The organism is Halomonas halocynthiae DSM 14573, from assembly GCF_000425725.1.
In the GTDB taxonomy this organism is placed as follows: Bacteria; Pseudomonadota; Gammaproteobacteria; order Pseudomonadales; family Halomonadaceae; genus Halomonas; species Halomonas halocynthiae.
Window position 1 is genome coordinate 293,370 of the sequence record NZ_KE384439.1, and the last position, 13,019, is coordinate 306,388.

A 13,019-nucleotide genomic window follows, 5' to 3' on the forward strand; every position below is an offset into this window, starting at 1 on the left:
CAGCAGACATGGCCAATGGCTATTGGTGCGTTGTCGCTGCTGGGTTTTCAGTTGGTCGACAGCGCCTTTATTGCACGGCTGGGCACTGCTGAGCTGGCAGCCCAGACGTTTACTTTTCCTGTGTCGTTTTTGGTGATTGGTATCCAGGTTGGCATGGGAATTGCCATTGCTGCTTTGGTGTCGCGGGCTCTGGGAAGTGGTGAGGAAGCGCGTTCGCGGCGGCTTGGTAGTGTGGTGCTGATCGCAGGTAGCCTTGTTATCGCCCTATTGGCTCTGGGGCTGTGGTTGGCTCAAGCGTATATATTTCCCGTGTTGGGTGCAGGGCCTGATAGCTTAGCTTTGATTCGTGCTTACTGGGCGCCGCAGTCATTGGCTGCTTGGGCAGGGGCACTGCTTTATTTTGGCTATAGCCTGTTTCGTGCACATGGAAATACCCGCTTGCCTGGTACCTTGATGGTCATGACTAGTGTGCTGAACCTGGTTCTGGACCCGTTGCTGATTTTTGGCTTGGGCGAATGGCCAGGGCTGGGGCTGCCGGGCGCTGCTTGGGCCACTGTGTTGGCATTCGGCATTGGCATTATTGTGTTGGGTCTTCAGTTAAGGCAAACCGACTGGTTGAGTGCCGCGGGGCTTTGGCATGAAGTGAGACGTTCAGGTGCGGACTTTGTCGGTATTGCTGGGCCTGCAATGATCAGTCAGCTGATGCCGCCATTAGCCGCCATGCTGGCAGTGTCCGTTGTCGCCAGTTTGGGGGAAAGCCAGGTTGCCGCTTGGGGGTTGGCTAACCGCCTTGAGAGTTTGGTGCTGATGATGGTGCTGGCCATGACCATGTCGTTGCCGCCTTGGCTGGGCCGCTGTTATGGGGCTGGCGACTGGCTACAGGTTCGCCGGTTATTGCGGTTAGCGTTAAGTGTGGTGGTGGTTTGGCAGGCGTTGTTGGGTATCATTTTGGCGTTGGTGGCTCCTTGGTTTGCTGGTGTTTTGTCAGGAAATCCTGACGTGAGAGTAGAACTTGCGGTGTTGATGCGCTGGCTGCTGCCAAGTTATGCCGCTCTTGGTGTATGTATGCTAGTGGTGTCTGCGGGCAATGCGCTAGGTTGGCCGCTACGTGCCATGCTGATGTCATCGGCGCGGCTGTTTGTTTTCTATCTGCCGTGTTTGTGGGTGGGCGCTTACGTTGGCGGGCTTAACGGGCTTGCGGCGGGTGCTGCGCTGGGTAATGTGCTGGCGGGGTTGGGAGCCTGGTGGCTACTGCGCCGTGTGTTGGCTAGCTCTCGCCGACAGCCAGAACTGGTTGCTGATGATTCAGTGGTTACTTAATACAACTTAGTGCCTGCATGATGAAAAAAGCCTTGCCGAATTACCTGGCAAGGCTTTTTTAGCGCGTCTCTCTGCGTATTAAGCGCCTTCCTGCTAAGCGTTTGTCGTCAGTTTTTCTGGCGCTGTTCCTGCCACGCAAAGAAGACAAACAGAACGGCCATACACAGATAACCAACGCTGAAGTCCTGAGCGGCGTTAAGGCCTAAGCTAGGTGCGTGCATCAGGCCGACAAAAGAAAAAGCGGCGGCGATAACGGCGAATATTGCGGCTTTGCGGAACGCACGGTCAATGACGGAGACGCTGATAGCCCCCAGAAAAATCGCCATGAACATGGCGCCTTGGCCCATGGCGACAATGCCGCCGGAAATATCAGCTACTACGTCACCGGCACCACGGTTGAAGCGTGTCATTAGGTAGTTGGCGAAGTAAGGCAGCATAGCTAGCGCGACGGCGGGATAGTAGCGCTGCTCGTTAGTCTGGAAAGCCGTGGCAATCATCGAGATACCAACGAATACCAGAATAGGGGCGACCACGGCGACTGGAATGATCGCTGCTAGCATGGCGATCAGTCCGAACATGGTCGCCAGTCCATATACCGCACCATTGAGAATGCTGTAGCCGCGCCCTGCACCCATCCATTTGGCGCCGACAGTGGCAATATATACCGTGGTGGGAAAAGCCCCGCCAAACAGCGCACCCAGCATGGTACCCACGCCGTCTACCGCCTGACACTCACGCACATCATAGGCGTCGCCAGCAGCAGCCATGGCCTCGACGTTATTCATTGTTTCGATCGCGTTATACAGCGTGATCGGTAGCACAACGGTCAGAATGGCCAGCATGCTGGTAAATAGCAGGCCCAGCCCATCAAACCAAGCCAGGTTAGGTAATAGTGGATAAAAGCCTAGGTGGTTGAAGGCATCGCTGAAGCGAGCGCTATCGGCATCGCCAATCAGGTAAGCCAGAGCCGTACCTATGATGATGGCAAACAGTGACGTTGGTAGTCGGAAGGGCATGCTAACCCGCGCTAATAGGCCAACCAGAATGATGGCGAGTACTAGCAGCCCAATGATCGGCATTTCTAAGCTTTTGAACAGCATTTCGCCAGCAATGAAGGTCAATGCGACACCAGCAACCGCCCCTAACATGGCAGCGCGAGGCAGGTGCTGTTGCGCCCAACGGCCAACGAGACTGATTAATACTTCGATAGCACCACTGATAAAGCAGGCCGCGACAGCAATCTGCCAAGCCAGTTGAGCATCATCAGTCAGTTGCTTGGCTGGCAGGAGCACGCCGAACAGAAACACGAACATGACCGGCGTGGAAATGCCGTAAGACAACGCGGTGACATCGCTACGCTGCTCGCGTCGCGCTAAGCGCGAGGCACTCCAGGCGTAGTAGAAATTGCCTGCCATCACGGCGACAGCAGCACCTGGTAGCACCTGGCCATAGACAATGCTGGCTGGAAACCCCATGCCGAGCATGGTTAGGGCGATGATGACGAAGTTGGCAATGTTGTTTTGAAATAGCGCAAAGAAGGCGTCAATGTCTTCTTTACGAAACCAGGGATAGTGAGGGGCGGGAGTGGCCATGCAGAAGCGTCTCTTGGGCAATCTGTCGAATGTTGTTGAAATAAAATAATGCCAATAAAACAATAGCGCCCGAAGGGTACTTTCCTCGGGCGCTACGAATGTTTCAGCAAAAAATCAGCACACGGCGGCTACGGCTTTAGCCAAGTAGGGCAGGTTCTCAGTAGAGAAGCCAGCGACATTAGCACGTCCTGAGCGCACCATGTAGATCCCGAACTCATCGCGCAGGCGGTCTACTTGTTCGGGGCTCAATCCGGTATAGGAGAACATGCCCTGTTGCTCGGCAATATGAGCAAAGCGGGTGTCCAGGCCATACGGCTTCAGTGCTTCCACAAAACCACGGCGTAAGGTGTTGATACGGTCGCGCATCTCGGTTAACTCTTCGCGCCACACAGCCTCCAGCTCTGGTGTGTGCAGTATCTGTGACACAATAGCGCTGCCGTGAGCGGGAGGGTTAGAATAGTTTTCACGTGCCACGATGGCTATCTGTGAACGCACGTTTTCCATCTCTTCTGTGTTTTTGGCGACCGTGATCAAACAGCCGGTGCGCTCACAGTAAATGCCGAAATTCTTGGAGCAAGAACTGGTGATCATTACTTCATCAAGGTTCTCTGCCAGTAAGCGCACCGCGTAGGCATCTTCGTCCAGTCCCTGGCCAAAGCCTTGGTAGGCAAAGTCGATCAGCGGTAGCAGGGCGCGTTCGCGCAGTACCTCAAGTACCTGTTGCCACTGCTCATGAGATAAGTCGAACCCCGTAGGGTTATGGCAGCAGGCGTGTAATACGACCACATCGCCTTCGGGAATATGGTTCAGTGCGCTCAGCATGCCGTCGAAGTCGAGGCGGTTATTTGCATCGACGTAAGGATACGTGTGCAGTGTAATGCCAGCAGCCGTAAAGATACCGTGATGATTCGGCCAGGTAGGATCACTGACCCAGATGCCTTTGCCTGGTAGCTGAGAGGCAATAAAGTCTGCTGCTAGGCGTAGCGCACCGGTCCCGCCGGGAGACTGAGTCGCACTGGCACGTTTCGCATCAAGCACGGCTGATGTTTCGCCAAGCACCATTGACAGTACCGCTTCGCCGTATTGAGGCGCGCCATGAGAGCCGATATAGGTTTTGGTGGTTTCGTTTTTGAGAAGATAATCTTCAGCCTGCTTTACCGCACGCATGACCGGCGTATCGCCGTGTGCATCGCGGTAAACGCCAACGCCAAGATCAACTTTGTTGGGATTGGTATCTTTTTTGAAGGCCTCAATGAGCCCGAGGATGGCATCCCCAGGAACCCGCTCAATCTGTTCGAACATGTCAGGTGGCTACCTCGTTGTTACTGGCGCAAAAGTGGTTTTGTGCAAGCCCCTTGATGATGGGAGTCACGGCTTTCATGATGCCACCGTGGTGCTCAATCCGCTACTCTACAAATGGGGGTAACTGAGCCGGCTAACTATTTTTTGTGTAATTGCTGGGTGTTATCAGTTCGAAGTCGGTACGATTAAAATGGTTATCGATAAACACGTTTGGCAAACATAAGGTTGAGGAGAAAGTATCATGCAACAGACCGGCCGTACTTGGGTTGTCAGCGCCAGTATCCTTGGCTTGTGCTTGCTGCTGGGATTAGCCGCGCTGGGTTACCAGCTAGGCAGCTCAGCGATTGAATACAAGCAGATGGACCGAGTCGTTACCGTAAAGGGGTTATCGGAGCGAGAGTATCCGGCTGATGTCGTGATCTGGCCTATCCAGTTTACTGAGGCAAGTAACAATCTTGAGGCGCTGTATGCCAGCCTGGAGCGGAGTACAGGGATGATACGTGACTTTCTGGAATCGCGTGGTATAGCCAGTGAGGATATTGGCAGTAGTGCACCGGCAATTAATGACCGCTCTGCTCAGACCTATTCCAGTGGCGATGAAGGGCAGTTCCGCTACACAGCGTCTCAAACAGTCACCGTATATTCTGATGAAGTAGATAACGTACGTGAGCTGATGCAGTCGCTATCAGCACTGGGTAAGCAGGGTATTGTTTTCACCGGCGGTGGTTATGATGCTCAGGTGGAATACCTGTTCACACGCCTCAATGATGTCAAGCCTGACATGATTGAAGAAGCGACGCGCAAGGCGCGTGAAGTGGCCGAAAAATTTGCTGAGGACTCAGATAGTCGACTGGGTAAAATCCGCAACGCGTCTCAGGGGCAGTTCAGTATCTCTCCACGTGACACCAATAACCCGCAAATCAAGCAGGTGAGGGTGGTGTCTACGGTGGAATATTATCTTGCCGACTAATTCGTTTATCGATTGAGACGTTGTGCGGGCTGTGTCAGGCTCTGCACATTTTTATATCACCTGAAAACCGTTTAAGGAGTCGCACCATGCGCGTCGTTCACGTCAATGACTATCACCAGAGAGAGGCGTGTCTGGCGCGTTTATGTGCTGAAGCGTTTGGTACACAGGCAGGGCTGACACCGTTACTGCGTTTTGCGGGAGTCACCGGCGTGCTATTCGATCAGCAGGCTGCCCGTGTGCTGGCACTGGTTGATAAGAACGCGCGGCCCGTAGCGCTGGCGCTGTTGGTGCTGGATCAGGCGGGAGAGGGTATGACGCCAGTGCTGACAGCTGACCTGGACGACACCACTATCCAACAGCCCAGCTTGATGCTTATTCGTGAGCTGTCAGGACATGCACCGCTGCGTGTTGAAGTAACTGCCAATAACGCGGCAGACAGCCATGGCAAAGGTGGTTTAGAAAAGGACTATCACCGTGTCGGCATTACGCGCTGGTTTACTGGTGCTCAAGGGCAGCGGCTTGGACTTAGCCGTCAGCATCCTGCCGCTAGTGGTAATCAAATACAGCCGCCGCTGAGCGTTGATGATGAAGCTATTGCGCTGGGCTTCAAGCAAGATCGTGCGTTATTTGATACGTACAAGCAGCGTTTTATTGACGCCCTTGCGGCGTTTCCCGAGACGCTTTAAGGCCCCGGTTTCTTGACCTGGCCTGTCTGTAACGGTTGACTACCTGATATCTAACTCGTTCATTTGAGGTGGTTTATTATGCCAAAACGTATTCAAGTTACTCGTACCGGTGGTCCAGACGTTCTTGGGCTGGTGGATGCTGCGCCAGTGGCACCAGCACGCGGTGAAGTGCGCGTTAAAAATCAGGCGATCGGCCTGAATTTTATTGATATCTATATGCGCAGTGGCTTGTATCAATTGCCCTCCTTGCCTTCAGGGCTTGGCAGTGAAGGGGCCGGTTTCGTAGATGCGGTGGGTGATGGCGTGACTCATCTGGCAGTGGGTGACCGGGTTGCTTATGCCCAAGGCCCCCAAGGGGCTTATGCGCACTATCATACGTTGCCCGCTGACAACGTGGTGGTGTTGCCCGATACCGTGAGCTTTGACACCGCCGCTGCCTGCATGCTTAAGGGGCTAACCACGCAATACCTACTGCGCCAGACCTACCCGCTTCAGGGCGGAGAGACCATTCTGTGGCATGCCGCTGCTGGTGGTGTTGGCTCGATAGCGTGTCAATGGGCGAAAGCGCTGGGTGTGCGGTTGATTGGTACCGTCAGCTCGCCGGAAAAGGCCGAGCTAGCGCTTGGCAACGGCGCCTCAGACATTATCGATTACAGCCAGGAAAACGTAGTTGAGCGAGTGCGCGAGCTGACCAATGGAGAAATGTGTGATGTGGTCTATGACTCGGTGGGTAAGGATACTTGGGAAACCTCTCTGGATTGCTTAAAACCGCGTAGTTTGATGGTGAGTTTTGGCAATGCCTCTGGCGCGGTGGAAGGCGTAAATTTGGGTATTCTTAACCAGAAAGGCTCGCTGTTTGTCACGCGGCCCAGTCTCAATGGTTATGCCGATACACGTGAACGCCTGGAAAGTATGGCGAACGAGTTGTTCGCCATGCTCAGCAGCGGCAAAGTAAGCATTGATATTGCTCAACGCTATCCGCTAGCAGAGGCAGGCGAGGCCCAGCGCGCCTTAGCCGAGCGGCGCACCACGGGTTCAACTATTCTCTTGCCCTGATCAGGAAATATGCCATGGTCTCACCAGCAAGCACGTCAGCTCGGCCTCGTCGCAAAGGCCGTTTGTTGTTAGTGATAGTGGTGCTGGTACTGGTTGCCTGGGCTGGCATGGGCTATTGGCAGCGCCACAAGCCGCTGCCCGATGGCGTTGGCGTGGCCTGGCCTGTGCGTCATGTCAGTGATGCTCAACTGCTGATTGATGGCACCTGGTACGACGCACAAGGGCAGCAGCATCGCCAGCAAGCGATCTTTGATGAGCAACTGGCGATGATACGCCAAGCCCGCAAGCTTATCGTGCTGGATATGTTCTTGTTCAATGACTTTGCCGGTAGCGTCGATAAACAGGGGATGCGTTCTCTGTCCAGCGAATTGAGTGATGCGTTGATCGAACAGAAGCGTCAACACCCTGACATGGTGGTTCGGGTGATAACTGACCCGATTAACACATTGTATGGGGCGCTGAGGCCAGACCACCTAGAGCGCCTGCGTCAGGCTGATATTGAGTTGATTATTACTGAGCTTGATGTGTTGCGTGCTTCTAACCCTTTGTGGTCAGGTCTTTGGCACCTTGGGTTGAGCCAGCTAGGAAATAGTCAGGAAGGTGGCTGGCTGCCTAACCCGCTGGGCCCGGGGCGAATTACGTTGCGTAGCTATCTGGCCATGGCTAATTTTCGTGCCAATCATCGGAAAACACTGGTTGTCGATCAAGGAGAGAGCTGGGCAGGACTTGTGAGTAGTGCTAACGCGCATGATGCCAGCAGTCGCCATAGCAATGTGGCGCTTCGCTTCCAAGGTCCGGCTGCGCTGGATTTATTGGCTTCTGAGCGGGCGGTTGCTGACTGGTCGCAGCGTGACGAAGTGGCACTGTCCGGCGGGTGGCCAGCTTCATCAGCGGCCATTAATCGCTATCAGGTTGACAGTGAAACTCGCCAAGAAGCGGCCCAGCCCAGCCTACGCATTTTGACTGAAGCCGCGATTCGTGATGCGCTGTTGAGCCGTATTGAGCGTGCTGATGCAGGAGATCAGCTAGATATCGCTGTTTTTTACCTGGCGCATCGTGACCTGATCGAGGCGCTAAAAAGCGCCAGCGGTAGAGGGGTCGTCGTTCGCGTGCTACTAGACCCGAATCTACATGCTTTTGGCATGCAAAAAAATGGCTTACCCAATCACCCTGTGGCAAATGAGCTAGCTGGCTCGGGTGTCGATGTGCGCTGGTGTTTGACTCAAGGGGAGCAGTGCCATAGCAAGCTGATGCTATATCGGCAGGGTACCAAGGCGGGCGATGTAACGCAGGGAGCCAGTAGCGCTCAGGCGGTAATGATTTTAGGGTCTGCCAATTTTACTCGGCGCAACCTCGATAATTTGAACCTAGAGACCAGTGTGGAGCTGGTAGGAAATCAGCTGACACCAGCGATTGACCAGGCCAGTGAGTTGTTCGAGCGACGCTGGTTCTCCAGTGATGAGCGGCGTACCAGTTTACCTCTTTCCGCTATCGAACAGGATAGTGCGTGGGCACGCTGGCGCTACCGGCTGATGGAAGCCACAGGGCTTTCTACCTTTTAATGACGTAGTAGTAAGTCACGAACTTTCACGTTGTGCTGGCGGTCATATTGGTAACCCCTTATTTGGATAGGTTTTATGATCGATTCGATCCAACAGTTTTTTCGACAGGCGTTTGATGACCAGAAAACAGCCAGTTCACGTCGGGCTGGTGTGTCATTGGAGCTTGCTGCGGCAGCGCTGCTTTGCGAGGTGATGCGCGCTGATTATCACCAGGATGATGCTGAAACTGACTTATTGCGCGATACTCTCAGCAAGCGTTTTAAGCTGTCTGAGTCCGCGGTTGCTGACTTGATGCAGCTAGCACAGAGCAAGGTTGAAAGTAGTGTTGATCACTACCAGTTTGTTTCGTTGCTCAATGACCATTACAGCCGAGACGAGCGTTATACTTTGGTGGTTGCAATGTGGCGTTTAGCGTATGCCGATGGTGAGCTGGCCCCATTGGAAGAGCACCGGATTCGCCGCATTTCGGCGCTTTTGCATCTCAGTCATAGTGACTTTATTCGCGCCAAGTTGCAGGTTGTTAATGCGCGTTGCGCTGGCGTGCCTGGCGTTGGTTAGTTTTGCTGTTGCTATTATTGCGTGTGTCCTGATACCAGGGAACGCCCAGTCTAACGTTGCGCTCAAGCTCCGCTATTGCTTGAGCACCTAGGAGTAGAATCGCTGTTCCTACTTTTAGTGAAAAAAGTAGCACAATCATGGTAGCCAGTGAGCTGTATACCGTGTTGACGTACGATAGGTGGGCAAAATAGAAAACCAGCAAAAGCCTGACGCCTTCCCAGAGCAGCGTTGCCATAAAGCCCCCAACTAACGCACGTCGCAAGGCGATTTTTTCTACGGGCATGATCTTATAAATGGCGCTGAATAACAGAAATACACCAATAAAACTGGCCAAATTAAGCATGAATCCTGACAGGCTGGCCAGTAACAGGTCTTGTCCGTGAAACGCAGCCCATACTTGATTGATATGAGTGAATAGGCTGACGGTCAGTGCGAGTATCATGAGGCCAATACCTAGTACGGCTATGAATGCGTAAGGTAGCAGAGCGGATTTCCACGCAGAGCGTTTTAACTCATTGTCTGAAGATCGAAAGATGATTGCTAATGCGCCCTCAAGATTGTGAAAAGCAAATGAACTGAATACCACCAAAACGGGAATGCCTAGCGTGCCAATAGCGTGCCTAGAGTCAATTAATGCGTGCACTGCCTGTAACACAACTTCTGCATGGGCAGATGTCAGATGATTCAACTGAAAGGTAATGACTTTGAATAGCTGTTGTTCATCAACAATGCCAGCCAGTAGTACCATCGTCAGGGCAAGCAATGGAATGGTGGAAAGCAGAATGTTGTAGCCAACTCCGCCGGCTAACAAAATGCCGCGGTTGTTCATGAAAGCACCAAGAACACGCCACATAAACCGTAGTGTTAGAGGAGCTAAGTGAAGAAAGCGAGATATTGGAGAGGGCAAAACGAGACGCCTTGTCACGGAATGTAAATGAACAATGTTGCATTGAGGGACGCATGATAGGCTATAACGGCTCTCAAGCGTTAATGCAAACGACATAGGTAAATAGGAGAACAACCGATGGCCGATAACTCAATGAGAGAACTTTTTAAAGACAATCGCGTTAAAGGGCTGGGTGGCGTTACCGTCGCTGCGGTTGTTTGGGCGGTGATTGCGCAGTCTAGTGTCAGTTCAGATAACGAAGCCCGTAAAGCGCTTCAGTCACGGCTGGAGTCTGTTCAGTCTGAACGTCAGGCAATGAGTAGCCGCTTAGCAGAGCTTGAAAGTGCGCAGGTCAATATTGAGTCGCTTGAGGGCGATATTCAGGAACTGGAAAAAAAGCGTAATGACGCTCAATCTAGGTTAGAGGAAATGAGTGCCAGAACGAGTGACGTTGAAAACGACGTCAAGCAGGCCCAACAGAGACTGGATGCGGTAAGCAGTGAAGCAGATGCTGCTGACGCACGATTGGCTGATGCCAAGTTAGCGCTTGAAACAGCACAGCAGCAGGCAGAGGCTGCCAAGCAGGCTGAAACTGAGGCCGCAGAGAATCAGCAAGCTGCTGAACAGGCACGTCAAGTCGCAGAGGACGCTCGCCAGCAGGCAGAGCAAGCCCGTGACGACCTAGAGCAGCAGCGAAAGCAGCTGGAGCAGGATGTTGCGAGTGCCAAGACGGCACTGGAAGATGCTCAGACTGAGCAGAAAGCGGCACAAGAAGCATTGGCCGAGCTTGAGCGTCAGCGCGAGCAATCTCGGGAAGTGCTTAGCAATCTGGAAAACAGCATTGCCAGTGGGCGCGAGACGCTGAGCAACCTGAATGCTTCTATTGATAGCCGCGAAGGTGTCTTGGGGAGTTTACAGCAGCAGCTTGATAATTGGCGCCAGGAGTTGGATCAGCTTGATCAAAAGGTAGGCCAAAGCCGTCATGCTGCTGCAGAAGCGTCAGCAGAGACTTCGGGGCAGCCTGCAGCCGAGGCTGGCACTGATGCTAACGCCGAAGCTCACGCCGAAGGCGTTGACGTTGGTGGTGAGGCGGATGAGGTAGACACCGTTGCTGCAGAGCCAGAAGCCTCGTCAGAGGGTGCCAATGAAGCGGTGGTAGAGTTTGAAAACACGGATACGTCTGCTAACTCTGAGGCCAGACAACGCCCTGAAACAGAGGCTTCAGACGCAGGGGGTTCTGATAAAGAGGAATCTGATGCAGAGGGTTCTGAGGCAGAAGGCGCTAACGCAACGCGCTCTGAAGAAGCCTCTGATGAAGATAGCAGTCGCTCTGACGTTGAGGCACAGGGAAGCGCAAAAAACGAACAAAGCGTCTAATTGATATCGGTTGATGCTATGCCGCTGTAACTGTCGCCGTCACTGTATAAGCGCTTCTCCTTGATTCTTCATGAAGGGGCGCATTGCATCATTAAATTCGCGTTTATTGTGGTTCGTCGACGGTGTCTAGGCTATCGCTCTGAGTTGCTTCGGACGGGTATACTGTCTTGTTTGACATTATGTTGTGCCGAGTCGTCATTTCCTAATCATCAAGGAGTTTTGTTGTGGTCAAAGGGGTCAAGCACATTGTCGCTGTGGCATCCGGAAAAGGCGGTGTCGGAAAATCGACGGTTTCGGTCAATCTGGCGCTTGCCATGGCGGCCGAAGGTTATCGAGTGGGTATTCTGGATGCTGACATTCACGGGCCTAGTCAGGCGCGCATGTTAGGCGTCGAAGAGGGTGTTCGGCCCAAGCAGGGTTCAGTAGAAAACAGCATGTTGCCAATGGAGGCGCATGGCTTACAAGCAATGTCTATTGCGTTTATGGTCGATACACGTGAGCCCATGGTATGGCGTGGTCCGATGGTGGCGGGCGCTTTTCAGCAACTGCTGACCCAGACCGAATGGCAAGACCTTGATGTGTTGTTTATTGACATGCCGCCAGGCACTGGCGACATTCAGCTGACGCTGGCTCAGAAAGTGCCCGTCAGTGGGGCAGTTATTGTAACCACCCCGCAGGATATTGCGTTGCTGGATGCGCGCAAGGGCATTGAGATGTTCCGTAAGGTGAATGTGCCAGTATTTGGTGTGGTAGAGAACATGAGTTTGCATGTCTGTTCCCGTTGTGGACATAGTGAGCCAATTTTTGGTGAAGGCGGCGGTGAGCTCATTGCAGGTGAGTACGATACCCAGGTGTTGGGCCGTCTACCGCTGACGTTGTCGATCCGTGAGCAAGCAGATGGGGGTAAGCCCAGTGTGATTGCTGAACCGGAAGGCGATGTCGCGAAAACGTTTCGCGACATCGCGCGTAACGTGGCGGCCCAATTGGCTAAGAGTCGCAGCGAGGGACCGAGCATCTCGTTCAGTGAGTGATTAACCGAGTCTTGAGACTATTGAAGAGGGGCCTAGGTGGTGAGCCTGTGCCCACTCACATATTCCGCATTATTCAGGAAGAACCATGAGCATTAAATCCGACCACTGGATTCGCCGTATGGCTCAGCAGCATCAGATGATTGAGCCTTTTGAGCATGATCAGGTCCGCTATCAGGATGATCGGCGGGTGATTTCTTACGGAACATCAAGCTACGGTTATGATGTGCGCTGTGCTAATGAATTTAAAGTCTTTACTAATATCCACTCGGCAGTGGTTGACCCCAAGGCGTTTGATGAAAAAAGCTTTGTCGACGTAAAGGGCGACGTGTGTGTTATACCGCCAAACTCTTTCGTTTTGGCACGCACTGTCGAGTACTTTCGTATTCCGCGCAGTGTGTTAACAATTTGTTTGGGCAAGTCAACCTATGCACGCTGCGGCATCATTGTTAACGTCACCCCGCTGGAGCCTGAGTGGGAAGGGCATGTGACGCTGGAGTTCTCCAACACGACGAATCTTCCAGCCAAAATCTATGCCAATGAAGGCGTGGCACAAATGCTGTTTCTTGAGTCAGATGAAGTGTGTGACGTGTCCTATAAAGACCGTAACGGTAAGTATATGGGGCAACGTGGCGTGACGCTGCCACAAGCCTGAGGTTGTTAACCGTTAGGAGAGAAGGTA

General features: G+C 53.1%; 12 protein-coding genes. 9 read left to right on the forward strand and 3 right to left on the reverse strand.

Going from position 1 to position 13,019, the window contains the following annotated elements:
- The first annotated feature begins 15 nt into the window (after positions 1–15).
- The gene (locus tag H616_RS0106905) at positions 16–1,320 is read left to right on the forward strand and encodes an MATE family efflux transporter (protein ID WP_051234141.1); all 1,305 of its coding nucleotides are present in this window, start codon (positions 16–18) and stop codon (positions 1,318–1,320) included.
- Between the two features lie 107 nt (positions 1,321–1,427).
- Here the strand turns inward: H616_RS0106905 and H616_RS0106910 are convergent, their stop codons facing one another.
- The gene (locus H616_RS0106910; RefSeq protein ID WP_027966711.1) at positions 1,428–2,912 is read right to left on the reverse strand and encodes a uracil permease; all 1,485 of its coding nucleotides are present in this window, start codon (positions 2,910–2,912) and stop codon (positions 1,428–1,430) included.
- A 114-nt stretch (positions 2,913–3,026) separates the two neighbouring features.
- On the reverse strand, positions 3,027–4,214 hold the full coding sequence (locus H616_RS0106915) for an amino acid aminotransferase (RefSeq protein WP_027966712.1): 1,188 nt from the start codon (positions 4,212–4,214) through the stop codon (positions 3,027–3,029).
- 241 nt (positions 4,215–4,455) lie between these two features.
- Between H616_RS0106915 and H616_RS0106925 the strand changes: the two genes are divergently transcribed.
- The 5 genes from H616_RS0106925 (at position 4,456) to H616_RS0106945 (ending at position 9,046) form a co-directional block, all read left to right on the forward strand.
- On the forward strand, positions 4,456–5,184 hold the full coding sequence (locus H616_RS0106925; RefSeq protein WP_027966713.1) for an SIMPL domain-containing protein: 729 nt from the start codon (positions 4,456–4,458) through the stop codon (positions 5,182–5,184).
- A gap of 86 nt (positions 5,185–5,270) precedes the next feature.
- Positions 5,271–5,870 carry a hypothetical protein gene (locus H616_RS0106930; protein WP_027966714.1) on the forward strand — a complete coding sequence of 200 codons (600 nt, stop codon included), beginning with the start codon at positions 5,271–5,273 and terminating at the stop codon, positions 5,868–5,870.
- A gap of 78 nt (positions 5,871–5,948) precedes the next feature.
- A complete protein-coding gene (locus H616_RS0106935; RefSeq protein WP_027966715.1) occupies positions 5,949–6,926 on the forward strand; it encodes a quinone oxidoreductase family protein in 978 nt (325 codons plus the stop codon).
- A 14-nt stretch (positions 6,927–6,940) separates the two neighbouring features.
- Complete coding sequence (locus H616_RS0106940) at positions 6,941–8,488, forward strand: phospholipase D-like domain-containing protein (RefSeq protein ID WP_035572723.1); 1,548 nt, start codon at positions 6,941–6,943, stop codon at positions 8,486–8,488.
- Between the two features lie 75 nt (positions 8,489–8,563).
- A complete protein-coding gene (locus H616_RS0106945) occupies positions 8,564–9,046 on the forward strand; it encodes a tellurite resistance TerB family protein (RefSeq protein WP_027966717.1) in 483 nt (160 codons plus the stop codon).
- Here H616_RS0106945 and H616_RS14415 read toward each other — a convergent pair.
- Entirely contained in the window at positions 9,009–9,899 is an 891-nt protein-coding gene (locus H616_RS14415; RefSeq protein ID WP_084155759.1) for a YihY/virulence factor BrkB family protein, read from the reverse strand. The two genes, H616_RS0106945 and H616_RS14415, sit on opposite strands and share 38 nt — an antisense overlap.
- Before the next feature lie 171 nt (positions 9,900–10,070).
- Between H616_RS14415 and H616_RS0106955 the strand changes: the two genes are divergently transcribed.
- The 3 genes from H616_RS0106955 (at position 10,071) to dcd (ending at position 12,992) form a co-directional block, all read left to right on the forward strand.
- Entirely contained in the window at positions 10,071–11,309 is a 1,239-nt protein-coding gene (locus H616_RS0106955) for a hypothetical protein (RefSeq protein ID WP_027966718.1), read from the forward strand.
- Positions 11,310–11,533: 224 nt separating this feature from the next.
- Positions 11,534–12,340: an iron-sulfur cluster carrier protein ApbC gene (gene apbC / locus H616_RS14420; protein ID WP_051234058.1), complete on the forward strand. Its 807-nt coding sequence runs from the start codon at positions 11,534–11,536 to the stop codon at positions 12,338–12,340.
- Between the two features lie 85 nt (positions 12,341–12,425).
- Positions 12,426–12,992, forward strand: a complete 567-nt coding sequence (dcd, locus tag H616_RS0106965; RefSeq protein ID WP_027966719.1) for a dCTP deaminase — start codon at positions 12,426–12,428, stop codon at positions 12,990–12,992.
- Positions 12,993–13,019: the final 27 nt, after the last annotated feature.

Coding starts and splice junctions, on each gene's coding strand:
- H616_RS0106905 (WP_051234141.1), top strand. CDS start 16: ATGGCTATTGGTGCGTTGTCGCTGCTGGGTTTTCAGTTGGTCGACAGC.
- H616_RS0106910 (WP_027966711.1), bottom strand. CDS start 2,912: ATGGCCACTCCCGCCCCTCACTATCCCTGGTTTCGTAAAGAAGACATT.
- H616_RS0106915 (WP_027966712.1), bottom strand. CDS start 4,214: ATGTTCGAACAGATTGAGCGGGTTCCTGGGGATGCCATCCTCGGGCTC.
- H616_RS0106925 (WP_027966713.1), top strand. CDS start 4,456: ATGCAACAGACCGGCCGTACTTGGGTTGTCAGCGCCAGTATCCTTGGC.
- H616_RS0106930 (WP_027966714.1), top strand. CDS start 5,271: ATGCGCGTCGTTCACGTCAATGACTATCACCAGAGAGAGGCGTGTCTG.
- H616_RS0106935 (WP_027966715.1), top strand. CDS start 5,949: ATGCCAAAACGTATTCAAGTTACTCGTACCGGTGGTCCAGACGTTCTT.
- H616_RS0106940 (WP_035572723.1), top strand. CDS start 6,941: ATGGTCTCACCAGCAAGCACGTCAGCTCGGCCTCGTCGCAAAGGCCGT.
- H616_RS0106945 (WP_027966717.1), top strand. CDS start 8,564: ATGATCGATTCGATCCAACAGTTTTTTCGACAGGCGTTTGATGACCAG.
- H616_RS14415 (WP_084155759.1), bottom strand. CDS start 9,899: ATGTGGCGTGTTCTTGGTGCTTTCATGAACAACCGCGGCATTTTGTTA.
- H616_RS0106955 (WP_027966718.1), top strand. CDS start 10,071: ATGGCCGATAACTCAATGAGAGAACTTTTTAAAGACAATCGCGTTAAA.
- dcd (WP_027966719.1), top strand. CDS start 12,426: ATGAGCATTAAATCCGACCACTGGATTCGCCGTATGGCTCAGCAGCAT.